Origin of the sequence: Bacillus sp. JJ634, assembly GCF_036962285.1 — a bacterium.
In the GTDB taxonomy this organism is placed as follows: Bacteria; Bacillota; Bacilli; order Bacillales; family DSM-1321; genus Peribacillus; species Peribacillus asahii_A.
Window position 1 is genome coordinate 181,717 of the sequence record NZ_JBALMU010000024.1, and the last position, 24,386, is coordinate 206,102.

Consider the following 24,386-nt stretch of genomic DNA (forward strand, 5'->3'; position numbering starts at 1 on the left):
CCGGTCTTTTCGTTTTATTCTGCTTCTTCCATATGTTCCTTACAGAAGGTGAGTAACATATGAAGTTCCTCTTCTTCTAAATCAAAATCAAGAACTTCTTCATTTGCTTTTGCGATGATGTTGTATTGTTTAATCGTTTGTTCTTCTCCATCTACAACATAAATTAAGCGGATTGATAAACCGCCCTCTGTATAGAGTTCATCATCTTCTGGTACTTCAATATCCAAGACATATTCAAAGCGTTCTCCTGTTAAGATGCCAAATGGATCTTTTAATCTTTCGACACTATATTCTGTAATGGTAATCATATATTTATCCCTCCAAAATAGATACGTATTATTATACCGTAAAACTAAGAATTGAAAAGAAAGTAACGTATAAAGTAAAAGGCTATTTATTTATTTTGAGAAAAATGGTATATTATTATCCAATAATAGGACTATTTTACATTATATGTATCATACTCCTGTCCTTACTTTTGAAGAGCGGGTGTGAGTAGTTAGTCACTTTAAGAGAAAAATGAAATGCTTGTATGATATGACTTCAGTTTACATAATGTGTGATGTGTACAACCTTTCATTTCTTCAATACCGCACTAATTTTACCCTATGGAAAACAGGAGCATCATCGAACATTCCTATTAAAAACTTATAGAAATATAGGAGGGGGAAAGTTTGAAAAAGCGTAAATTCGGTTTAGCTCTTTCACTAATTTTAGCAGCGGGAACAATGTTAGGTGCATGTGGCAATGCAGAGAAAGATGATGCAAAAGACGGTGGAGCGGATAAAAAAGAAAACTTTACTGTAGCGATGGTTACCGATATTGGTGGGGTGGATGACAAATCATTTAATCAATCAGCCTGGGAAGGTCTCCAAAGTTTCGGTGAAGAAAATGGTCTGGAAAAAGGAAAAGACGGATATAACTATCTTCAATCAAAATCAGATGCTGACTATACAACGAATTTAAATACACTTGTTCGTGAAGATTATAATGTTATTTTCGCGATTGGTTATGCTTTAGCAGAATCAGTTGCAGACGTAGCTGATCAACGCCCAGAAGCTCAATTTGCTATTGTTGATTCAGTTGTCGAGAAAGATAATGTAGCAAGTATTACGTTTAAAGAGCACCAAGGTTCATTTTTAGTAGGTGTGATTGCAGGCTTACAAACGAAAACAAATAAAGTTGGTTTCGTCGGTGGTGTGGAAGGTGAATTAATTAAAAAGTTTGAAGTAGGTTTCATTGCAGGCGTTAAATCTGTTAATCCTAAAGCGGAAGTTGTTTCTAAATATGCAGGTAGCTTCGGTGACGCTGCAAAAGGTAAATCAATCGCAAGCAGCATGTATGCTTCTGGCGCTGATATTATTTATCATGCTGCGGGCGGGACAGGAAATGGTGTATTTGCAGAAGCAAAGGATTTAAAGCAAAAAGACCCGTCAAAAGAAATTTATGTAATTGGTGTCGATCGTGATCAACATGAGGAAGGTGCTGTAACAGTTGATGGAAAAGACTACAATGTAACCTTAACTTCTATGGTTAAACGTGTTGACGTAGCCGTGAAAGACCTTGCAACAAAAGCTAAAGCTGGTGAATTCCCAGGAGGTCAAATTATCGAGTATGGTATGGAAGAAGACGGTATTAAAATTTCTGACTCTAAAGAGAATATAAGCGAAGAAACTCTTAAAGAAGTTGAAAAGTGGACAGAGAAAATCAAGTCTGGTGAACAAAAAGTTCCGACAACGGATGAAGAATTAAAAGCAATGAAGTTTTAATAGAGAGAGAAGGTGGGAAGGCAATTATCTGCCTTCTCTTTCCTTCTTTCTTTAAAAGATAGGTTATGTTATAGAACGCTGTTGGTTTTTGGATTGTTTTAAGCTCTGACTCTAGGAAACGTTTAGAGAGCTCACCTCTCCTTCGTTTCATAGAGTCAGAGCAACCTTTTAGTATAACGGAAAGGTGTGTGTGAAACCACGGTTTCATATGAAATGAACTACCTATATCAACAAGGTTGTCTAACACAGCGGCAAGATAAGAAGGTATAACTTTTTCGACCTGCTTTAGTGTCTAGCTTCAGGCGCCTTGCACTTTTCTTCATTAGTATTTTATACATAAAGGGAAAACCTGAATGAAAGGCTATAATCAAGCTTTAAATACTATCAAATACTATTGAGAATGGTAGAGGATTATAGTTTTCCATTTGGTTCTTTCGACCAATAAAAGGGTTACTATGGGGACGATTAGGAGAGGAGCAACAATCGCTTAATCGGAGAATTGTATCTCATTTTTTAATAGGAGTGAATGTACATGGAATATGTAATTGAGATGCTTAATATCCGGAAAGAATTCCCTGGAATTGTAGCAAATGATAATGTCACTCTGCAATTAAAAAAAGGGGAAATTCATGCCTTATTAGGTGAAAATGGTGCGGGAAAGTCAACATTAATGAACGTACTGTTTGGCTTATACCAGCCTGAGCAAGGAGAAATTCGGGTCAAAGGAAAACCTGTTCATATTACAAGTCCAAATGTCGCTAGCGATTTAGGAATCGGGATGGTTCATCAGCATTTTATGTTGGTCGATCCTTTTACTGTAACGGAAAATATTATTCTTGGTAAGGAACTAGCAAACGCGGGAAAAATTAATTTAAAGGATGCTAGTAAAAAGGTGCGTGAGCTTTCAGTAAAGTATCATTTAAGCGTCGACCCTGATGCGAAAATTGCTGATATTTCCGTAGGGATGCAACAACGGGTCGAGATTTTGAAAACACTATATCGTGGTGCAGATATTTTAATTTTTGATGAACCAACTGCTGTATTAACTCCGCAAGAGATTAAAGAATTAATCGCTATTATGAAAGCATTAATTAAAGAGGGAAAATCTATTATTTTAATTACACATAAACTTAAAGAAATTATGGAAGTTTGTGATCGTGTAACGGTTATTCGAAAAGGACGAGGAATCGATACGTTGGATGTAAGGGGGACGAATCCGAATGAGCTGGCGAGCCTTATGGTGGGACGTGATGTCGTCTTCAAAACAGAAAAAATAGAGGCGAAACCAACAGATATTGTTTTAGAAGTAAAGAACATTGAAGTGAAAGATTCTCGTGGCATTTCAGCGGTTAAGAATTTAAGTCTATCCGTTCGAGCAGGCGAGATTATTGGAATTGCAGGGGTCGATGGTAATGGCCAGTCAGAGCTAATTGAAGCGTTAACAGGCTTGAGGAAGATAAGTGCTGGTACGATTAAGCTAAATGGAAAAGAGATTCAAAATCAAAGGCCGCGTAAGGTAACTGAAGCAGGTGTTGGGCATATTCCAGAAGATCGTCATAAGCACGGATTAGTGCTGGACTATAGTATCGGGGAAAATATCGTTTTGCAAACTTATTATCAAGAGCCTTACTCTAAAAAAGGCGTATTAAACTCGAAGAAAATTTTTGAAAAAGCACGAAAAGTTATTAAAGAATATGATGTGCGGACACCGAGTGAATATACGCCAGCTCGCTCTCTTTCTGGTGGAAATCAGCAAAAAGCGATTATCGGTCGTGAAGTCGATCGTAATCCGGATTTACTTATAGCGGCTCAGCCAACCCGTGGACTAGATGTTGGTGCGATTGAATTCATTCATAAGCGTCTTATTGAACAGCGTGATACTGGTAAAGCGATCCTCTTAATTTCATTTGAATTAGATGAGATTATGAATGTTAGTGACAAGATTGCAGTTATTTACGAAGGAGAAATCGTGGCCATCGTTGACCCTAAAAAAGCGACAGAGCAAGAACTAGGGTTATTAATGGCTGGAAGTAAACGTACGGAAGCAGGTGACAAATCGAATGTCTAAATATTTGTCCAAATTAACCATTCCACTACTTGCAGTCGTGCTAGGATTAATTGCTGGTTCCATCATTATGCTTATTAGCGGTTATGACCCAATCGCAGGCTACGGGGTGATGCTCGATGGTATTATTGGCGAGCAATACTATATCGGTGAATCGTTACGAACGATTATTACATATGCTTTAGCTGGTCTGGCGGTAGCATTTGCCTTTCGAACGGGACTATTTAATATCGGAGTAGAAGGGCAATTAATTGTCGGTTGGCTCGCCGCTGTTTGGGTGGGAGTTGCTTTCGAATTACCTAAGTTCATTCATTTGCCGCTAGCAATTGTAGCCGGTGCGTTAGCAGGAGCACTTTGGGCGTTTATTCCAGGGTATTTAAAAGCAAAATTTAGAGTACATGAAGTCATCGTGTCCATTATGTTAAATTATACTGCACTTTATGTGACCAACTATTTAATTAACGATATTTTGACTGATAAAAAGGATAGAACAGAAAGAATTGCGGATTCCGCTTCACTTAGTTCTCCGTTTTTACAATCGCTTACAGACTATTCACGATTGCACTGGGGGATTGTGATTGCCATCATTTGCATCATCATTATGTGGTTTATTCTTGAAAAAACAAAAATGGGTTTTGAATTAAAGGCGGTGGGCTTCAACCAACATGCTTCTGAATATGCTGGGATGAGCGTAAATAAGAATATTATTCTTTCTATGGTGATTTCCGGTGTATTTGCAGGTCTTGCAGGTGTCATGGAGGGATTAGGTACATTCGGTTATGCAGCGATCAAAGGTGGTTTTACAGGCATGGGCTTTGATGGAATTGCGGTTGCATTACTTGGTGCAAATACAGCGATTGGTGTTGCTTTAGCGGCGATACTATTTGGCGGCTTGAAAGCAGGAGCGTTAAATATGCCGTTGCAAATTGGTATTCCAAGTGAGATTGTGGATATTATTATCGCATTAATTATTTTCTTCGTGGCGGCTAGCTATTTCATTCGATGGCTTGCTCAACGCTTTAACAAGAAGGGAGTGAAATAAGTGGATTTTTATCAAGTGTTATTAATCATTATTCCGTCAATGATTGCCTACGCTGCCCCGCTTATTTTCACTGCGCTTGGTGGGGTATTCTCTGAAAAATCTGGTGTGATTAATATCGGTTTAGAGGGGTTAATGGTCATTGGTGCGTTTACAGGTATTGTGTTTAATTTAACGTATGCAGACGTATTTGGAAACTGGACACCTTGGGTTTCTGTGCTTGTTGCGATGGCGGCAGGGATGTTATTTTCACTGCTCCTTGCTGTAGCTACCATTACATTCCGGGCTGATCAAACGGTTAGCGGGGTGGCATTAAACTTGTTAGCTGTCGGTTTAACGATATTTCTTGTGAAAAAGATTTATGATAAAGGACAAACAGATTTTATTTCTGAAACATTTGCCCGAATTGATATCCCATTATTAAGTGATATTCCATTTATTGGACCGGTTTTCTTCTCTAATAGTTATTATATTGCGTATATCGCGATTTTAGTTTCGTTTATTGTTTGGTATATTTTATACAAAACTCCATTTGGTCTACGCATACGTGCAGTTGGTGAACATCCAATGGCTGCTGATACGATGGGCGTTAATGTATTCAAAATTCGTTACGCAGGAGTGTTAATTTCCGGTGCTTTTGCTGGAATTGGCGGTGCTATTCATGCGACGATTTTTGCAAATGATTTTAGTCATGCGACAATTAATGGTCAAGGTTTCATGGCAATTGCTGCGATGATTTTTGGAAAGTGGCATCCTGTTGGGGCAATGGGTGCAGCTTTATTTTTTGGGTTGGCACAAAGCTTAAGCATTGTCGGGTCAAGCCTACCCCTCTTTAAAGATATTCCATCTGTATATTTATTAATTGCTCCTTACGTGCTTACCATTATTGCTCTGACAGGATTCATTGGTCGTGCCGATGCGCCTAAAGCAGCTGGGCAACCGTATATTAAAGGGGAACGCTAATAGATAACAAGAAACCGGCCGAGCTGTGTCAGCTAGCTGGTTTCTTTGCTATTGTCGCGGTTAAACAACAGTGTCTTATTACAAAGCCTTAAAAAAGTAGTTGGAACTTGCATGATTTTTCTTTTCGCATGTATATTTTAATGTAGAAGTAAATGTTTAAAAGGCTTATAACATACAAACAATAAGTATATCGGTTTTATACATATTAAGGAGGATGATCATGGCGATTGCTTCTGAAACAATCAAGCACAAAAGCGGTTACAAGCTCCATATTGTTCGTACTACTAAATATAAAACGAATACACTGGTATTCAAAATGAAAGCGCCACTAACGAAAGAAACGGTGACATATCGGGCGCTATTTCCGCATGTTTTACAAAGTAATACAAGTAAATATCCGACAACACCTGAGCTTCGATCTTATTTAGATGATTTGTACGGAGCTGGACTTTATGTGGATGTGACAAAAAAAGGAGAATACCACATTATTAGTTTCACCATTGATATCGTAAATGAGAAGTTTTTAAGTGATACTACGCCGCTTTTAGAGAAGGCTTTTTCGCTTTTGTCTGAAGTTCTTTTTCATCCAAAAGTTGAAGAGATGGCTTTTGATTCAGCAACTGTAACAAATGAAAAACGAGCATTAAAGCAACGGATTCAATCCATTTATGATGATAAAATGCGCTACTCGTCGAAGCGTCTTGTCGAAGAAATGTGTGCAAATGAACCTTATGCGCTAGAAGCAAATGGCCGTTTGGAAGAATTGGAGCAAATTACGCCAATGTCCCTTTACGATTATTATCAAAAAGCGCTGAATGAAGATGAAATTGACTTATATGTAATAGGTGATCTTTCAGGGGACGAAGTAGATAGATTAGCGAGTCAGTATATCTCGCTTTCTGACCGTAAACCAGTTGTGTTGTCGAGACAGGCCAATGCTTCGATTGAGGATGAAAAGGAAGTAATTGAAAAAATCGATGTAAAGCAAGGAAAATTGAATATCGGTTATCGGACGAATATTTTATATGGGGACCCTCAGTATTTTGCCTTGCAGCTATTTAACGGTCTTTTTGGTGGCTTTTCTCACTCCAAATTATTTATCAATGTGCGTGAAAAGGCGAGTCTCGCTTATTATGCAGCGTCTAGGGTAGAAAGTCACAAAGGCTTATTAATGGTCATGTCAGGAATTGAAAATGAGAACTATAAACAGGCTGTTGACATTATTAAAGAACAGTTTGAGGCGATGAAGCAAGGGGATTTTACAGAAGAAGAACTATTGCAAACGAAGGCAGTTGTGAAAAATCAAGTATTAGAAACGGTGGATGTTGCGCGAGGCTTGGTCGAGCTTTTATATCATAATGTGCTGGCGAATCAGTCTATTTCTCTCGATGAATGGATAGAAAAGACGGAACAGGTTACAAAAGAGGAAGTCATTAAAGTTGCTAATCAGATGAAGTTAGATACGATTTATTTCTTAACGGGAACGGAGGTGCAACGCTGATGGAGAAAATTCTTTTTGAGCAGTTACAAGAGGAGTTGTATTACGAAAAATTAATGAATGGCCTAGATGTGTATATTTTACCGAAACAGGGGTTTAATAAATCGTTTGCGACGTTTACGACAAAGTATGGCTCAGTTGATAACCATTTTAAATCGTTACAGAAACAGGAATTTGTTCAAGTACCTGATGGCATTGCTCATTTTTTAGAGCACAAGCTATTTGAGAAGGAAGATGGAGATGTTTTTCAACAGTTTAGTAAGCAGGGAGCTTCAGCCAATGCGTTTACCTCTTTTACTAGAACGGCTTATCTTTTCTCAAGCACAGATGAATTTCAATCGAATTTAACGACCTTGATTGATTTTGTTCAAGATCCCTATTTTTCTGAGAAAACGGTTGAAAAAGAAAAAGGGATTATCGGTCAAGAAATTAATATGTATGATGATAATCCAGATTGGCGACTATATTTCGGTACAATTGCAAATATGTACCATAATCATCCAGTCAAAATTGATATTGCCGGTACGGTTGAATCGATTGCGAAGATTGATAAAGATATGTTATATGAGTGTTATCATACTTTTTATCATCCAAGCAATATGCTATTGTTTATTGTTGGTCCCGTTGAAGTGGAATCGATTATGGAGCAAATTCGCCAAAATCAGAACAGTAAGAAGTACGAGGCTGGAGCAGAAATTGAACGAAAGTTTGAGCCGGAGCCGGATTCCGTTGCTAAGAAGATGGAACGTTTGAGCATGAATGTACAAACGCCAAAAGTGATGCTTGGCATTAAAGCGGCAAATGTGCAGCAAAGCGGGAAGGAACTTTTGAAGCGAGAGCTCGCAACGAATATTTATTTAGAAATGTTATTTGGGAAAAGTTCTCCCCTTCATGAAAATTTGTACACAAAAGGGTATATTGATCAAAGTTTTTCATATGATTATACACAAGAACAAGGCTTTGGCTTTGCTTTAATTGGCGGTGATAGTACGAAGCCGGACGAATTAGCTGAGCAGCTGCTTCGTATCTTACAGCAATCGAAGACAGGAACAGGGTTAACAGAGGAGAGCTTGCAGCGAACGGTTAAGAAAAAAATTGGCTCTTTTCTACGCTCGCTGAATTCCCCGGAGTATATTGCCAACCAATTTACAAGATATGCGTTTAATGACATGAATTTGTTTGATGTTGTAAGTGAATTAGAGCAGCTAACTTTCACAGACATTAAACATATCGCTAATGAATTAGTGACAGATGATCGAATTACGGTATGTCAAGTCGTTCCTAAATAAAAAGTTAGGTTATTAATTAATTGATTAGGACTCGTTTTGTGCGAAACTTTAGGCTTGAAATGAGCTCCTAATCGACCACGTCAAAAAGGCGAACTGGTGTAAAAAGAAATAAAAAGGGGGCGCAAGTTGTGGAGAAACGCTTTGCCCTTATTACGGGAGCGAGCGGCGGAATTGGCAGTCAAATTGCTTTAAAACTCGCCGAGGAGAACTATTCACTTTATTTACATTACAATGCAAATGAAGAAGCGATTCAAAACTTGATGAGACAACTTCAACCATTTGATATTGAAGTAATTCCGATTCAAGCAGATCTCTCAACAAAGGAAGGCTATAAACAGCTTGTTCGAAATATTTTTGCTCTTCATGCTATTGTATTAAATAGTGGAAATAGCTATTATGGACTGATTTCTGATATGGACGAGCAAGTGGTTAGTGAGATGGTTCAATTGCATGTGACAAGTCCGTTTCAATTAACGAAAGAATTATTACCAAAACTCATGTATCAAGAAAAAGCTGCAATTGTTGCAGTGACGTCGATTTGGGGACAAACAGGGGCTTCCTGTGAAGTGTTATATTCGATGCTAAAAGGCGGGCAAAATGCGTTTATTAAAGCGCTTAGTAAAGAGGTTGCATTAAATGATATTCGCGTTAACGCGGTAGCTCCTGGTGCGGTTTCAACAGCCATGTTGCAATCTTTTAGTGCCGAAGATCTTGAATTAATTAAAGGGGATATTCCGATGGGGCGTATGGGGAACCCGGAAGAAATTGCTGAAGCCGTAGCGTTTCTGTTGTCGGATAAAGCGGCTTATATTACCGGTCAAGTTCTCGGAGTAAATGGCGGTTGGTATACGTGATAATTTTTCGTAAATGATGTATAAATCCTTCGTCTTTGTTGCAAAATATCATTGTACTATTACGAAGGAGGGTGACTTTCAATGTCTGTTTTAGATAATTGGGATCAATGGAAAAACTTCTTGGGGGACCGATTACATCAAGGACAAAGTCAAGGTTTAGAACAGAGTGCAATTTCGAATTTAGCTTATGAAATTGGAGATTACTTAGCGACACAAGTAGATCCAAAAAATGAGCAAGAAAGAGTGTTATCAGATCTTTGGTCTGTAGCTAGTGAAGAAGAAAGACATGCCATTGCAAGTGTAATGGTTAAACTCGTTGAAAACAACGGTACATCAAAATAAAACATATAGTAAAAACCCTGTTTATGTAGCAGGGTTTTTCTATTTTTATAAACGTGTGCTAAATAAAAAGTGCATGCTTTAACGAAGGATAGTTAGATTCAGAAAATACGTTGACTTTTGCAAGGTTTTCCCTTTCAACTTCTATTGAAATGCTATATCATAGAAGGTATACAAAGAGGATGGTGTTCGTTGGAAAAAGTTTTAAATAAATAGAAGTGCGTATATAAGTGGTGAAAAAAGAAAGGTAAAGATTAAATATTTTTTACGCTCTGTTAAATAATGTTGTTGATTTTTCATGTATGAAACAACACTATTCATTAACATAGCTTTTTTTAACAGGACAACAATGATTATTCAAAAGTGTACGGAAACCTTTGATACAAATAGATTTGTTAAAAGAGTTTTATTAGTTAACATCAACAGCGTCATATACCATATCCATAAAAATAAAAAGCAAAAAGCGAGGTGAAGCCTGCTATAGGAGTATGGATGAACAATTCTTCCGAACATCCAGGAGGAAATCTGCTGAGCAATGTCTCAGCTTAAGTACGCGAAGAGAGTTTATCTATTCTTTTAGTAGCAGTGTATCGTGGAAACAACTGAATGGTACTTTGAATACGAAATCCAAAAAAACCGCCCAGGGTTATTAGGAGATATTTCATCGTTATTAGGTATGCTTTCGATTAACATCATTACAATAAATGGCGTTGATGAAGGCAAACGTGGTATGTTACTTGTAGCGAAGGAGCGCAGAAATATAGAGAGGTTTGAATCAATCCTTCAAACGATGGATACGATAAAGTTGATTAAGTTAAGAGAACCTAAATTGCGTGATCGACTCGCTGTACGCCATGGAAGATATATTCAACGTGATGCAGATGAGAAGAACACCTTTCGCTTTGTGCGTGATGAGTTAGGGTTGCTTGTCGATTTTATGGCAGAATTATTTAAAAAAGAAGGTCATAAACTGATAGGAATTCGAGGGATGCCGCGTGTAGGGAAAACTGAATCCATTGTGGCTGCGAGCGTTTGTGCCAATAAACGGTGGTTATTTGTGTCATCAACGCTTTTAAAACAAACCATTCGGAGTCAATTAATTGAAGATGAATACCACAATGACAACTTATTTATTTTAGATGGAATTGTATCTACTCGCCGAGCGAATGAACGTCATTGGCAGCTCGTACGTGAAATTATGAGATTGGATGCGGTTAAAGTAATTGAGCATCCAGATGTTTTTGTCCAAAATACAGAGTATACGCTCGAAGATTTTGACTACATTATTGAATTGCGAAATAATCCTGAAGAAGAAATTAAATATGATGTAGTTGACCAAAACGACCATTTTTCGACATCGGAATTTGGCGGTTTTGATTTTTAAAATGGAAGGTGTTTTAGTTGACAGAACTAGGTAATAGATTGAAGGAAGCGAGAGAAGCTAAAGGGCTTAGCTTAGATGATTTGCAAGAAATAACGAAGATTCAAAAGCGCTATCTCGTTGGAATAGAAGAAGGCAATTATGAAATGATGCCCGGCAAGTTCTATGTGCGCGCTTTTATTAAACAATATTGTGAAGCGGTCGGCTTAGATTCAGAAGAAATTTTCGAACAATATAAAAGTAATGTTCCCGTTACACACCAAGAGGAATTACCTGAGCTTTCGAGAGTTCAAACACGAAAAACGGTTTCAGCAAGCCAGTCTAAAATCATCGATATGATTCCAAAGATTTTGGTCGGTGTAGTAGTGATTGGAGTCGCTGTGCTTATTTATGTATGGGTGTCTAATGCTATGGGCGATTCCAAAAATGAACAAGCTGAGGATACTAAGCAATCGGAAAACGTTGGTTTTAATGAAAGTGAAGAATTCTCTAAAGAAAAAGAACCAAAAGAGACAGATACGAATAAAGAAGCTGCAAAACCGAATGAAGAAGAGAAAGATGAGCCTATAGCAGAGGAAGTAGAGCAAGAATTAAAGGTTATTAACTCTAGCGGTAAAAATAGCACATATGAATTAAAGAATACAGAAGCATTTACGGTTAAGCTTGTTTCCTCAGGTGAACCTTGGGTCGGTATAACAAACGGTAATGGAAGTTATTTATATCAAGGAACACTGAAAGTAGATGAAGAGAAAGAATTAGATGTGAAGGATGAGTCTGTTGTTATCCTGAACTTAGGAAGAGCACAAGATGTTGAAATTTATGTGAATAACGAGAAACTAGAATATGCAATTTCTCCAACAGAAGTGCTCAGTCAAAAGATTACGATTCAATTTACGAAAGCTGATTCGTCATCTACTCAATAACGAGCACTATAAAAGAACAACTATAGGAAAGCGCATATTTTGGAGGTTTAACATTGAATTTACCTAATAAGATTACACTATCTCGTATTTTTTTAATTCCTATTTTTTTAATTATTATGCTTGTCCCTTTTTCTTGGGGAGATCTCTCATTGGGAGATTATTCTTTGCCTGTTACCCATTTTGTTGGAGCGTTATTGTTTATTATTGCTTCGACAACAGATTGGATTGATGGGTACTATGCGCGGAAATATAATATGGTTACCAATTTAGGAAAGTTTTTGGATCCGCTTGCGGATAAGCTATTAGTTTCGGCTGCTTTAATTGTGTTAGTTGATTTAGATTTAATGTATGGTCAGGCTTGGATTGCCATCGTTATTATTAGTCGCGAATTTGCGGTCACTGGACTGCGTCTCGTACTGGCAGGAACAGGTGAAGTTGTAGCAGCTAATCAGCTTGGGAAAATTAAAACGTGGGCACAGATTGTGGCTATTTCTGCATTATTACTTCATAATTTGCCTTTTGCTATGATATCCCTTCCGTTTGCTAATATTGCGCTATGGATTGCTTTAATCTTCACAATTTGGTCAGGTTATGATTATTTTGCTAAAAATAAAGATGTATTTGTAAACTCTAAGTAATACGAATGGGGAGAGGATATTGGAATGGATGCAGAAATTATTGCTGTTGGTTCCGAGCTATTACTAGGGCAAATTGTGAATACAAATGGTCGTTTTTTATCGCAGCAGTTTGCTGAAATGGGGATTAATGTTTTTTATCATACGGTCGTTGGCGATAATGATCGTCGCCTGCAGCAAGCTATTGAATTAGCTGAGTCCCGTGCTGATTTAATTGTATTTACAGGTGGGCTTGGTCCAACGAAAGATGATTTAACGAAAGAAACAATCGCCCGTCATTTAGGGAAACAGCTCGTGTTTGATGAGGAAGCTCTTCGTTCTATTGAAGATTATTTTAGTAAAAAGGGTCGGATAATGACAGAAAATAATAAAAAGCAAGCCCTTGTTTTAGAAGACTGTCATGTCCTAAGAAATGATCATGGAATGGCGCCAGGAATGGTGTTAACTCAAGCGAGCATTACATACATGTTATTACCTGGTCCTCCAAAAGAGATGGAACCGATGTTTTTAAGCTACGGCTATCAACAATTACAAAATAGACTTCAAAGTAAGGAGCGAATTGAATCAAAGGTTCTTCGCTTTTACGGCATAGGAGAAGCGTTATTAGAAACAGAAATTGAGGACTTGCTAGAGAATCAAACAAATCCAACGATTGCACCGTTAGCGGCAGACGGTGAAGTAACATTACGGATTACTGCTAAAGATGAATCAAAGGAAAAATGTGAAGCCCTTATTTCACAAGTAGAAGCTGAAATTCTCCGCCGTGTTGGCCAATTTTATTATGGCAGCGATCAAACGTCGCTTATTCAAGAATTAGTAAAAGAGTTAACAAAGCGTGATATGACCATTGCTGTTGCCGAAAGCTTAACAGGCGGGATGTTTCAAGAACAATTAACGACCATTCCTGGTGTTAGTGCAATATTTAAAGGCGGAGTTGTTAGCTATGCAACTGCAGTAAAAGCAAAAATGCTTCATGTAAGTGAAGCGACGATTGCAACCTACGGTGTTGTTAGCGAACAATGTGCCCTTGAAATGGCAGCTAATATACGTACGGAGCTGGAGAGCGATGTCGGAATTAGCTTCACTGGTGTAGCAGGGCCAGAGGAACAGGAGGGTAAACCAGCCGGTACAGTTTTCATTGGTATCTCGTATCGAGATGGTCGTTCCCATGTTCAATCTTTAAACCTTTCTGGAAGTAGGGCACAAAATAGGATTCGGACTGTCAAATATGGCTGTCATTATTTATTAAGAGATATACAGCAAATGTAGTTGAAACAGGGCTTCTTTTGAAGCTCTGTTTTTCTATGCAGACAAAGGTTCATTATGTGAAGCTTTTTTGAACATTCTTTTTAGATAAAATTTGATTTTCACATGTATTTATGCTTTAAATAGAGACTTACGAGATGAATTTGATGTTTTTATTGGAAAAATGGCCAAGTAAAAAAACGAATAAATGTTCGTCTTTTTACTTGGCAAATGATCGAAAACAGTATATAGTAGAGATAGGTTTTGAGACAAGTTTCATACCGTTTTATGTTACCGTTTAGAATAATGATAATCATAGATTGATTAATTTTAATATATAAGGAGGCAATACAATGAGTGATCGTCAAGCCGCATTAGAAATGGCGTTAAAGCAGATTGAAAAGCAATTCGGAAAAGGTTCTATTATGAAGATGGGAGAACAAACAGACCGAAAGATTTCTACTATTTCAAGTGGTTCTCTTGCTTTGGATATAGCTCTTGGAGTGGGCGGGTATCCACGTGGAAGAATTATTGAAATTTATGGACCAGAAAGTTCAGGTAAAACAACAGTGGCTCTTCATGCCATTGCGGAAGTACAAGCTAATGGCGGCACAGCTGCGTTTATTGATGCTGAACATGCGCTCGACCCAGTTTATTCACAGAAGCTTGGTGTAAATGTTGATGAATTGCTGTTATCTCAACCAGATACGGCTGAGCAAGGGCTTGAAATCGCTGAAGCCTTAGTACGAAGTGGCGCAGTCGATATTATCGTTATTGATTCGGTTGCTGCATTGGTACCAAAAGCAGAAATCGAAGGGGAAATGGGTGACTCTCACATGGGTCTTCAAGCGCGCCTTATGTCCCAAGCTCTTAGAAAATTATCTGGTGCAATTAATAAATCGAATACAATCGCGATTTTTATTAACCAAGTTCGTGAAAAAATCGGTATTATGTTCGGAAATCCCGAAACAACTCCAGGTGGACGCGCGCTTAAGTTTTATTCAACTGTTCGTCTGGAAGTACGTCGTGCTGAACAATTAAAACAAGGTAATGAAATAGTCGGAAATAAAACAAAAGTAAAAATTGTTAAAAACAAAGTGGCACCTCCATTCCGTCAAGCGGAAGTGGATATTATGTATGGAGAAGGAATTTCACGTGAAGGTGAAATAATTGACATGGGGGCTGACTTGGATATCGTCGAAAAAAGTGGTTCATGGTATGCCTATAACGGTGAGCGCCTCGGACAAGGCCGTGAAAACGCGAAGCTTTTCTTAAAAGAAAATAAAGACATTGCAAAAGAAATTTCTCAAAAAATTCGCGATCATTATAATTTAGACGGGGAACATGTACTGCCAGAAGGAGCAGACGATGAGGAGATGCTACCTGAACTTCTTGATTAATCAATAAACCGAAAAACAGATCTTAGTCCCTGGGCTAAGGTCTGTTTTAGTTAATCTATAAGGTATAGGTGTATGAATGTTTTATTTAGTGGATTTTTGAAGAATAATCCGTTCGCATAAGGGTACGGCACTTGACAATAAAAATCCACAACTATACAATTAATATGTATATTTTACATTTTTTCAAACTAAAATTTTGAAAATTAAGCGCTGTATATTGAACGTATGTACAATGTATTTGCCGACAGTTCAACTTTATTAGGAAAAAAGTTCGTAGCAAGGGGAGGTGAAATGATGGAACCCATGACAATCATCTTCACTTTGCTTGGCCTAGTCGTCGGTGCAGTTGTTGGCTATTTTGTTCATAAGTCAAAGTTTGACAACAAAATAGCAGGGGCAAGGGGCTCTGCTGAACAGATTGTAGAGGATGCAAAACGAGAAGCAGAGGCTCTGAAAAAAGAAGCCTTATTGGAAGCAAAAGATGAAATTCATAAAATTCGTACTGATTCTGATCGTGAAGTACGTGAAAGAAGAAACGAATTACAAAAACAAGAAAATCGATTATTGCAAAAAGAAGAGAATTTAGATCGTAAAGACGAAGCGTTAGATAAACGTGAAGTTCTTTTAGAGAAGAAAGAAGATTCTCTTAACCAAAGACAACAGCATATTGAAGAGATGGAAAGCAAAGTGGACGAGATGGTTCGTAAGCAGCAAACAGAGATTGAACGCATTTCAAGCTTAACTCGTGAGGAAGCAAGAACGATTATTATTGATCGTATGGAGCAGGAGCTCGCTCACGATATTGCGCTTATGGTTAAAGAGAGTGAAACCCGAGCTAAAGAAGAAGCAGACAAGAAAGCGAAAGATATTTTATCTTTAGCAATCCAACGTTGTGCAGCTGACCATGTTGCTGAAACAACGGTGTCTGTTGTTACTCTTCCAAATGATGAAATGAAGGGACGGATTATCGGACGTGAAGGCCGAAATATCCGAACACTTGAAACGCTAACTGGAATTGATCTTATTATTGATGATACCCCAGAGGCTGTTATTTTATCAGGGTTCGATCCAATTAGACGAGAAACAGCTCGCCTAGCTTTAGAAAAATTAGTCCAAGATGGGCGAATTCATCCGGCTCGAATTGAGGAAATGGTGGATAAAGCAAGACGTGAGGTGGATGAACACATTCGCGAAATTGGTGAACAAACTACTTTTGAAGTAGGCGTTCACGGGCTCCATCCAGACCTTATTAAAATTCTAGGTCGTTTGAAATTCCGTACTAGTTATGGACAAAACGTGTTAAAACATTCAATTGAAGTTGCACAACTTTCAGGTTTACTTGCCGCAGAGCTAGGGGAAGATGAGGTGCTTGCTCGCCGTGCTGGATTGCTTCATGATATTGGTAAAGCTATTGATCATGAAGTAGAAGGTAGTCATGTCGAAATTGGTGTCGAATTAGGGACGAAGTATAAAGAACATCCAGTCGTCATTAATAGCATCGCTTCTCATCATGGAGATACAGAGCCGACTTCAGTTATTGCTGTACTTGTGGCTGCAGCGGATGCTTTATCTGCAGCAAGACCAGGTGCTCGCAGTGAAACACTCGAAAATTATATTCGTCGTCTGGAGAAATTAGAAGAAATTTCTGAATCCTATGATGGTGTTGAGAAATCTTTTGCGATTCAAGCTGGACGCGAAGTGCGTATTCTTGTTAAACCTGAACAGATTGATGATTTAGCTGCTCATCGACTTGCACGTGATATTCGCAAGCGAATTGAAGAAGAACTCGATTATCCTGGACATATTAAAGTAACAGTTATTCGAGAAACAAGAGCTGTTGAATATGCTAAATAAAACGAAGTGGTTTTATACCGCTTCGTTTTTATTTTCGGCTATGTTACAATATTGTCTGAAGAAATGATAATGATGATGCGTTAAGTAGAAAGGATTTTTGTATGAAATTGCTGTTTATTGGAGATGTTGTTGGCTCCCCAGGGAGAGATATGATCAAGGAATACTTGCCAAAGTTAAAAGAGAAACATCGTCCACATATTACGATTATTAATGGTGAAAATGCGGCTGGTGGACGTGGGATAACAGAGAAAATATACCGTGAATTTCTTGAATGGGGTGCACAAGCTGTTACAATGGGCAACCATACATGGGATAACCGTGATATTTTTGAGTTTATTGATGAAGCTAAATATCTTGTACGACCTGCAAACTTTCCTGAAGGTACGCCAGGAGAAGGTTTAAAGTTTTTAAAATTAAATGAGCTCGAAATTGCGGTCATTAATCTTCAGGCCCGCACCTTTATGCCAGCGCTAGATTGTCCGTTTCAAAAAGCGGAAGAGCTTATTTTAAAAGCGCAAAAAAGAACACCGATAATTTTCGTTGATTTTCACGGAGAAGCGACAAGCGAAAAACAAGCAATGGGCTGGTATTTAGATGGAAAAGTGTCGGCAGTTGTTGGAACTCATACACACGTTCAGACAGCTGACAATCGAATTTTGCCAAATGGAACAGCTTACATATCGGATGTAGGGATGACAGGTCCATATGATGGAATTCTTGGTATGGAACGAAGCGCTGTCATTCATCGATTTTTAACAAGCTTACCTGTTCGTTTTGAAGTACCGAAAGAAGGGCGTACTTTATTAAGTGCTGTTTTAATTGATATTGATGAAAAAAGTGGAAAAACAAAGAAGATTGATCGCATTTTAATTAATGAAGATCATCCGTTTTTCCATTAAGTTCTGTTACATAAAGTTATTGAATTGTGGCTTTAGAGTAAACGAGCTGTCTCCTTATTTCTTGTCATACAAGTTTGTTCCTTTGAATATAGTAGCAGTGGAAAGAGTCATACCAGTTGAACCACGCTTCAATCGGTAAGGGAAAACGAGGAGGACTAGGAATGGAAATATTAAAGGTTTCAGCAAAATCTAATCCTAATTCTGTAGCTGGCGCACTAGCTGGAGTTCTGCGAGAACGAGGGGCTGCCGAAATTCAAGCAATTGGAGCAGGTGCGTTAAACCAAGCCGTCAAGGCAGTAGCAATTGCGAGAGGGTTTGTTGCCCCTAGTGGAGTCGATTTAATTTGTATTCCTGCTTTTACAGATATTCAAATTGATGGTGAGGAAAGAACGGCCATTAAGTTAATTATTGAACCGAGATAGCTTTATACGCAAATGTCCTGTTTGTCAACTGGCAAGCAGGTTCTTTTTGTTGAATCCGTTATGCTAGATAAGCACGTAATTCCTTATCATATGAATAAGTTTAAATAAAGGAGAGGTTCGCTTGCCCATTTTTGATGCTCATTGTGATGTGTTAATGAAAATGTTTATTAATCCAGAGATTTCTTTTAACGATAGTCATATATTGCATGTAACGAAGCGAGCATTAATCGAAGCGAATGGAAAGGTACAATGTTTTGCAATCTATATTCCCGAAAGCGTGCCTCCGAACGGAAGATTTACTGCTGCTCTTAGTATGGTTGATATTTTTTATGAAAAAATTTTAGCGGAACCTGAAATGAAGCTCGTGCGTTCAAAAGCAGATATTAATGCCTTAAAGGAAGGGGAAATTGGTGCGCTGCTTACGTTAGAAGGATGCGATTGCATTGGGCAAGATATATTAAAGTTAAAGACATTGCTCCGTTTAGGTGTTACTTCAGTTGGTTTAACATGGAATTATGCTAATTTCGTGGCGGATGGAGTGTTAGAGAAGAGAGGGGCAGGTTTATCCAGCTTTGGGGAAGAGGTTATTGCTTTATTGAATGAACAATCTGTTTGGTGTGATGTATCTCACTTATCAGAAGCAGCTTTTTGGGATACGATTCAACGAGCTGCATATCCCATTGCGTCTCATTCAAATGTATATCATTTATGTGCACATCCGCGTAATTTAAAGGACGATCAAATTCGGGCTTTATTACAGAAACAAGCGGTCATTGGGGTGACGTTTGTACCACAATTTTTAACGAGTCAGATCTCTGCGACGATTGCTGATGTTTTACGGCATATTGATTATATTGCGAGCTTAGGGGGAGAGCGTCAAATTGGGCTAGGTTCTGATTTCGATGGAATCGATGAAACCGTCATAGGATTATCAACCTATCGACAATATAATGATTTATGTAACGAGTTAGTGAAACGGTATTCAGCTGATTTTGTCAAAGGTCTATTATTTACCAATTTTGTGAATCATTATCCACATTAATTAGCATTTATGGCGGCGGAATGGCTAAACAAGACTTATACAACGAATTATTATTTTAATTTTCAGAAGATATAAAAAAATGGAAGCAAAAAATTTGCAATTTAGTAGATAAAAACGCTAGAATTAAAACGTTTAATACATGTTTCCTGTTATAATAATAAATGATTCCCAATGTATTAGATAAATGTTGAGGGTTACAGTCAAATTTCGTTAAGTTGTAATTATTTGAACGTATTCAAAGGAGTGTAAGTCATGATCAATCAACTTTCATGGAAAGTTGGCGGGCAGCAAGGTGAGGGTATTGAAAGTACAGGCGAAATTTTCTGTATTGCTCTTAACCGTTTAGGTTATTACTTGTATGGTTACCGTCATTTCTCATCCCGGATTAAGGGAGGACATACGAATAATAAAATTCGTGTAAGTACAAAAGAGACACGCGCTATCTCGGATGATTTAGATATCCTAGTTGCGTTTGACCAAGAAACGATTGATGTCAATTACCATGAAATGCATGACGGTAGTATTATTATCGCCGATGCAAAATTTAAACCAGTGAAGCCAGATGACACGGAAGCATCTCTATACGTTGTTCCATTTACAGAGATAGCGACAGACTTGGGCACATCATTAATGAAAAATATGGTGGCTATTGGTGCAACATGTGCCATTCTCGGTATGGAGATTTCTGTATTTAGTGAAGTTGTAGAAGAGATTTTCGGTCGTAAAGGCGAAGAAATCGTGAAAAAGAATATGGGCGCGATTGCTGCTGGATATGAATATATGAAAGACGAGCTTGGTGAACAACTTGGTTCTATGAAGCTTGAAGAGGTGGATGGCCAAAAGCGTTTATTTATGATTGGCAACGATGCGATTGCACTTGGAGCGATTGCAGGTGGATGCCGTTTTATGGCTGCGTATCCAATTACTCCAGCTTCTGAAATTATGGAGTATTTAATTAAAAAATTACCTGCATTAGGTGGTACTGTTATTCAAACCGAAGATGAAATTGCCGCGGCTACAATGGCGATTGGGGCAAACTACGGTGGTGTGCGTACGATTACAGCATCAGCTGGTCCGGGTCTTTCTTTGAAAATGGAAGCAATTGGCCTAGCTGGTATTACAGAAACACCGATTGTTATTGTCGATACACAACGTGGCGGTCCGTCTACAGGCTTGCCAACGAAACAAGAACAATCGGATTTAATGGCGATGATTTACGGGACACATGGTGAAATTCCAAAGATTGTAATGGCGCCAAGTACAGTAGAAGAAGCATTCTACGATACGGCAGAAGCTTTCAATCTAGCAGAGGAATACCAATGCCCGGTTATTGTTTTATCAGATTTACAGCTTTCTTTAGGGAAACAAACGGTACAACCGCTTGATTATAGCAAGGTGGAGATCCGTCGTGGTAAATTAGTAGATTATGATATTCCTGATACGGAAGGTCATGCATACTTCAAGCGTTATGAAGTAACAGCGGATGGCGTTTCTCCTCGTGTTATTCCGGGAATGAAAAATGGAGTTCATCATGTAACCGGTGTTGAACATGATGAGACAGGTAAACCGTCTGAATCTCCATTAAACCGAAAAGCCCAAATGGATAAACGTATGCGTAAAATCCAAAATATCCGTTTTCATACACCAGTCTATAAAAATGTACCGCATGCTGAAAGCGATTTGTTAATTGTTGGTTTTAATTCAACACGTGGAGCTATTGAAGAGGCGATTGAACGGTTAGAAGCGGATGGAATAAAAGTGAATCATGCTCAAATTCGTCTGATTCATCCATTCCCAACAGATGAAGTGCTTCCTTTAGTACAAACAGCGAAAAAAGTAGTCGTGATTGAAAATAATGCGACAGGACAATTGGCAAATATTTTAAAAATGAATGTTGGCCATGTAAATAAAATTTCAAGTATCTTGAAATATGATGGTAATCCATTCCTGCCGCATGAAATTCATACACAGTGCAAGGAGTTGTTCTAATATGGCAACATTTAAAGACTTTCGAAATAATGTAAAACCGAATTGGTGTCCAGGCTGCGGTGATTTTTCTGTTCAAGCAGCGATTCAACGTGCTGCAGCAAATGTTGGTCTCGAACCAGATAATTTGGCCGTTATTTCAGGAATTGGTTGTTCTGGTCGAATTTCCGGCTATATTAAATCGTATGGATTTCATGGAATTCATGGACGTTCACTGCCAATTGCTCAAGGAGTTAAAATGGCAAACCGTGATTTAACCGTAATTGCTTCAGGCGGAGATGGAGATGGCTTTGCAATCGGGATGGGCCATACCATTCATGCAATCCGTCGTAATATTGATATTACGTACATTGTTATGGATAACCAAATCTATGGTTTAACGAAGGGACAAACTTCTCCGCGTTCAGCTACTGGATTTAAAACAAAATCAACGCCTGAAGGTTCAATTGAACAAGCTGTATCACCAATGGAACTAGCGCTATCTGCTGGTGCTACATTTGTTGCTCAAAGCTTTTCAACGGATTTAAAAGATTTAACAGCGATTATTGAAGCAGGTCTGAATCATAAAGGATTTTCATTTATTAACGTATTTAGTCCATGTGTCACATATAATAAAATCAATACGTATGATTGGTTTAAAGAGCATTTAACAAAACTAAATACAATTGAAGGCTATGATTCTTCTAATAAAGAATTAGCGATGCAAACGTTAATGCAGCACGATAGTTTAGTGACAGGAATTATTTACCAAGATACATCACGCCCTTCATACCAAGAGCTTGTTCCTGGCTATGCAGAAGAACCATTAACGAAGGCAGATCTAACATTAGATCAAGCACATTTTGATAAATTAGTAGCAGAATTTATGTAAAAAAGAAAAGTGTTGGAACTTCTTCGGATTAGGTGTTCCTTGTCTTTTTCGGCAGGCAGACCTCTACTTAAGGTGCCGAGCTGCTTGCGCTTGATTAGTCGAAAAGAAGTTTATTCGTATATTAACAAAAAGGTTCACTCATATTTTTTGAGTGAACCTTTGTTGTTGGTAACTATTTATGGTTGAAGATTAGTATAGCGTTTGGCAACCATAGTTGTGAGGGTGTAAATAGTCTATTACCAACAATTACGTCTTCTGTTATGATGACGATTACGATCACGATCACGGCGGTTACAACGGCGTACAGCACGACAAAAATCATCTTGATCGACGAAAATTCTTATGCCGAATACATTATCTCTGTCTCTGGATGATGATTCGTCATGGTGACGACGTCTATTTCTATTTCTATTTCTATCTCTGTCTCTAGATGATGATTCATCATGGTGACGACGTCTGTTACAACCGCAAAAGCCAAAGTTATTAAAACACATATTAGCCACTCCCTAAAAAGTTTTTATTTTGTTGTACACCTTATCATATGCAGGCGTGGACAGCGTGTATGGGGAGCGGGCCCTTTTTTATCGAAAATTATATCAATAGCCTAAAAAATTTATTTCCGGTTCGTTTCTGAAGTTTTTTCTTATGCACGTCTATACAATGTGTGAGCTATTGTTTCTGATAGATAAAAGCTTTATACTAAGGTAATGTGTATGTCTTACACATCATACGTTCAAAAACCTTGATAAAATCAAGAAAATATATGAAACTAAAAATAGGGAAATATAGTTAGTCAGAGGAGTCTAACTTTAATGAAAGGGGATTACTATGAACGAGAAACAACGATTAGAATCACAACAAGTACAGGCTGAAACACCAGCGGACAAAAAATCCGAAAAGGACTACAGCAAGTACTTTCAAGCCGTTTACATTCCACCTTCCTTGAAAGATGCTAAAAAACGCGGAAAAGAAGAAGTGAAGTATCATGATGACTTTAAGATCTCAGAACAATTCCGTGGGATGGGAGAAGGAAAGAAATTTTATATTCGAACATATGGCTGTCAAATGAATGAGCATGATACAGAAGTCATGGCTGGAATTTTTATGGCTTTAGGCTATGAGGCGACGAATTCTGTAGAAGACGCGAATGTCATTTTACTAAACACATGTGCTATTCGTGAAAATGCTGAAAATAAGGTGTTTGGTGAACTTGGACATTTGAAGGCATTAAAGCTTGAAAAACCAGACTTATTGCTCGGTGTTTGTGGCTGTATGTCTCAAGAAGAATCTGTTGTAAAGAGAATTTTAGAAAAACATCATTTTGTAGATATGATTTTTGGAACACATAATATTCACCGTCTTCCAGAAATTTTGAATGAAGCATATCTTTCAAAAGAAATGGTTATTGAAGTGTGGTCTAAAGAAGGAGACGTCATTGAAAATCTTCCAAAAGTGCGTAAAGGGAAAATTAAGGCATGGGTTAATATTATGTATGGTTGTGATAAGTTCTGTACGTATTGCATCGTGCCATATACTCGCGGTAAAGAGCGCAGTCGTCGCCCTGAGGACATTATTCAAGAAGTTCGTCATTTAGCAGCGCAAGGATATCAAGAAATTACACTGCTTGGTCAAAATGTCAATGCGTACGGAAAGGACTTTACAGATATCGATTATCGCTTCGGTGATTTAATGGATGAAATTCGCAAGATTGATATTCCGCGTATTCGCTTTACAACGAGTCATCCGCGTGATTTTGATGATCATTTAATTGAAGTGCTTGCAAAAGGCGGAAACTTGGTGGATCATATTCATTTACCTGTTCAATCAGGCAGCGATGAAGTATTAAAAATTATGGCTCGTAAATATACGCGTGAGCACTATTTAGAGCTTGTGAAAAAAATTAAAGAAGCAA

21 protein-coding genes are annotated in these 24,386 nt (G+C 38.1%); 20 read left to right on the forward strand and 1 reads right to left on the reverse strand.

Annotated features, from left to right (window positions below):
* Positions 1 to 14: 14 nt before the first annotated feature.
* Positions 15 to 308, reverse strand: coding sequence for a DUF6509 family protein (locus V7068_RS04970; protein WP_499711343.1), 294 nt, complete (start codon positions 306 to 308; stop codon positions 15 to 17).
* A 366-nt stretch (positions 309 to 674) separates the two neighbouring features.
* On the opposite strand from V7068_RS04970, the gene V7068_RS04975 reads away from it, so the two are divergent.
* From V7068_RS04975 to miaB, 20 genes are all read left to right on the forward strand, one after another.
* The gene (locus tag V7068_RS04975) at positions 675 to 1,769 is read left to right on the forward strand and encodes a BMP family lipoprotein (RefSeq protein ID WP_402918085.1); all 1,095 of its coding nucleotides are present in this window, start codon (positions 675 to 677) and stop codon (positions 1,767 to 1,769) included.
* Between the two features lie 532 nt (positions 1,770 to 2,301).
* A complete protein-coding gene (locus tag V7068_RS04980) occupies positions 2,302 to 3,837 on the forward strand; it encodes an ABC transporter ATP-binding protein (protein WP_499711345.1) in 1,536 nt (511 codons plus the stop codon).
* Positions 3,830 to 4,876 carry an ABC transporter permease gene (locus tag V7068_RS04985; protein ID WP_127759834.1) on the forward strand — a complete coding sequence of 349 codons (1,047 nt, stop codon included), beginning with the start codon at positions 3,830 to 3,832 and terminating at the stop codon, positions 4,874 to 4,876. Before V7068_RS04980 ends, V7068_RS04985 begins: the two co-directional genes overlap by 8 nt.
* Positions 4,877 to 5,836 carry an ABC transporter permease gene (locus V7068_RS04990; RefSeq protein WP_499711346.1) on the forward strand — a complete coding sequence of 320 codons (960 nt, stop codon included), beginning with the start codon at positions 4,877 to 4,879 and terminating at the stop codon, positions 5,834 to 5,836.
* A gap of 220 nt (positions 5,837 to 6,056) precedes the next feature.
* Positions 6,057 to 7,337 (forward strand): EF-P 5-aminopentanol modification-associated protein YfmF, encoded by a 1,281-nt coding sequence (yfmF, locus tag V7068_RS04995; RefSeq protein ID WP_499711347.1) that lies wholly within the window; start codon positions 6,057 to 6,059, stop codon positions 7,335 to 7,337.
* The gene (gene yfmH / locus V7068_RS05000; protein ID WP_499711348.1) at positions 7,337 to 8,623 is read left to right on the forward strand and encodes an EF-P 5-aminopentanol modification-associated protein YfmH; all 1,287 of its coding nucleotides are present in this window, start codon (positions 7,337 to 7,339) and stop codon (positions 8,621 to 8,623) included. Before yfmF ends, yfmH begins: the two co-directional genes overlap by 1 nt.
* Before the next feature lie 128 nt (positions 8,624 to 8,751).
* Positions 8,752 to 9,477 carry an elongation factor P 5-aminopentanone reductase gene (gene ymfI / locus V7068_RS05005; RefSeq protein ID WP_252294360.1) on the forward strand — a complete coding sequence of 242 codons (726 nt, stop codon included), beginning with the start codon at positions 8,752 to 8,754 and terminating at the stop codon, positions 9,475 to 9,477.
* 81 nt (positions 9,478 to 9,558) lie between these two features.
* Positions 9,559 to 9,819 carry a DUF3243 domain-containing protein gene (locus V7068_RS05010; RefSeq protein WP_119116501.1) on the forward strand — a complete coding sequence of 87 codons (261 nt, stop codon included), beginning with the start codon at positions 9,559 to 9,561 and terminating at the stop codon, positions 9,817 to 9,819.
* 589 nt (positions 9,820 to 10,408) lie between these two features.
* The gene (locus V7068_RS05015; RefSeq protein ID WP_119116500.1) at positions 10,409 to 11,200 is read left to right on the forward strand and encodes a DUF3388 domain-containing protein; all 792 of its coding nucleotides are present in this window, start codon (positions 10,409 to 10,411) and stop codon (positions 11,198 to 11,200) included.
* A gap of 17 nt (positions 11,201 to 11,217) precedes the next feature.
* Complete coding sequence (locus V7068_RS05020) at positions 11,218 to 12,120, forward strand: helix-turn-helix domain-containing protein (RefSeq protein ID WP_499711349.1); 903 nt, start codon at positions 11,218 to 11,220, stop codon at positions 12,118 to 12,120.
* A 53-nt stretch (positions 12,121 to 12,173) separates the two neighbouring features.
* Positions 12,174 to 12,758 (forward strand): CDP-diacylglycerol--glycerol-3-phosphate 3-phosphatidyltransferase, encoded by a 585-nt coding sequence (gene pgsA / locus V7068_RS05025; RefSeq protein WP_252290133.1) that lies wholly within the window; start codon positions 12,174 to 12,176, stop codon positions 12,756 to 12,758.
* Between the two features lie 24 nt (positions 12,759 to 12,782).
* Complete coding sequence (locus V7068_RS05030; RefSeq protein WP_499711351.1) at positions 12,783 to 14,024, forward strand: competence/damage-inducible protein A; 1,242 nt, start codon at positions 12,783 to 12,785, stop codon at positions 14,022 to 14,024.
* 329 nt (positions 14,025 to 14,353) lie between these two features.
* Entirely contained in the window at positions 14,354 to 15,400 is a 1,047-nt protein-coding gene (gene recA, locus V7068_RS05035; protein WP_499711352.1) for a recombinase RecA, read from the forward strand.
* 291 nt (positions 15,401 to 15,691) lie between these two features.
* A complete protein-coding gene (gene rny, locus V7068_RS05040) occupies positions 15,692 to 17,254 on the forward strand; it encodes a ribonuclease Y (protein ID WP_499711353.1) in 1,563 nt (520 codons plus the stop codon).
* Positions 17,255 to 17,355: 101 nt separating this feature from the next.
* The gene (ymdB, locus tag V7068_RS05045; RefSeq protein WP_499711354.1) at positions 17,356 to 18,153 is read left to right on the forward strand and encodes a 2',3'-cyclic-nucleotide 2'-phosphodiesterase; all 798 of its coding nucleotides are present in this window, start codon (positions 17,356 to 17,358) and stop codon (positions 18,151 to 18,153) included.
* Between the two features lie 161 nt (positions 18,154 to 18,314).
* Positions 18,315 to 18,575, forward strand: coding sequence for a stage V sporulation protein SpoVS (gene spoVS / locus V7068_RS05050; protein ID WP_119116493.1), 261 nt, complete (start codon positions 18,315 to 18,317; stop codon positions 18,573 to 18,575).
* A gap of 121 nt (positions 18,576 to 18,696) precedes the next feature.
* A complete protein-coding gene (locus V7068_RS05055) occupies positions 18,697 to 19,617 on the forward strand; it encodes a dipeptidase (protein ID WP_499711355.1) in 921 nt (306 codons plus the stop codon).
* A gap of 252 nt (positions 19,618 to 19,869) precedes the next feature.
* Positions 19,870 to 21,606 carry a 2-oxoacid:acceptor oxidoreductase subunit alpha gene (locus V7068_RS05060; RefSeq protein ID WP_499711356.1) on the forward strand — a complete coding sequence of 579 codons (1,737 nt, stop codon included), beginning with the start codon at positions 19,870 to 19,872 and terminating at the stop codon, positions 21,604 to 21,606.
* Position 21,607: 1 nt separating this feature from the next.
* On the forward strand, positions 21,608 to 22,474 hold the full coding sequence (locus V7068_RS05065) for a 2-oxoacid:ferredoxin oxidoreductase subunit beta (RefSeq protein ID WP_119116490.1): 867 nt from the start codon (positions 21,608 to 21,610) through the stop codon (positions 22,472 to 22,474).
* A gap of 828 nt (positions 22,475 to 23,302) precedes the next feature.
* Positions 23,303 to 24,386, forward strand: a 1,084-nt coding sequence (miaB, locus tag V7068_RS05070) for a tRNA (N6-isopentenyl adenosine(37)-C2)-methylthiotransferase MiaB (protein ID WP_499711358.1), incomplete at its 3' end; no start/stop codon positions are given.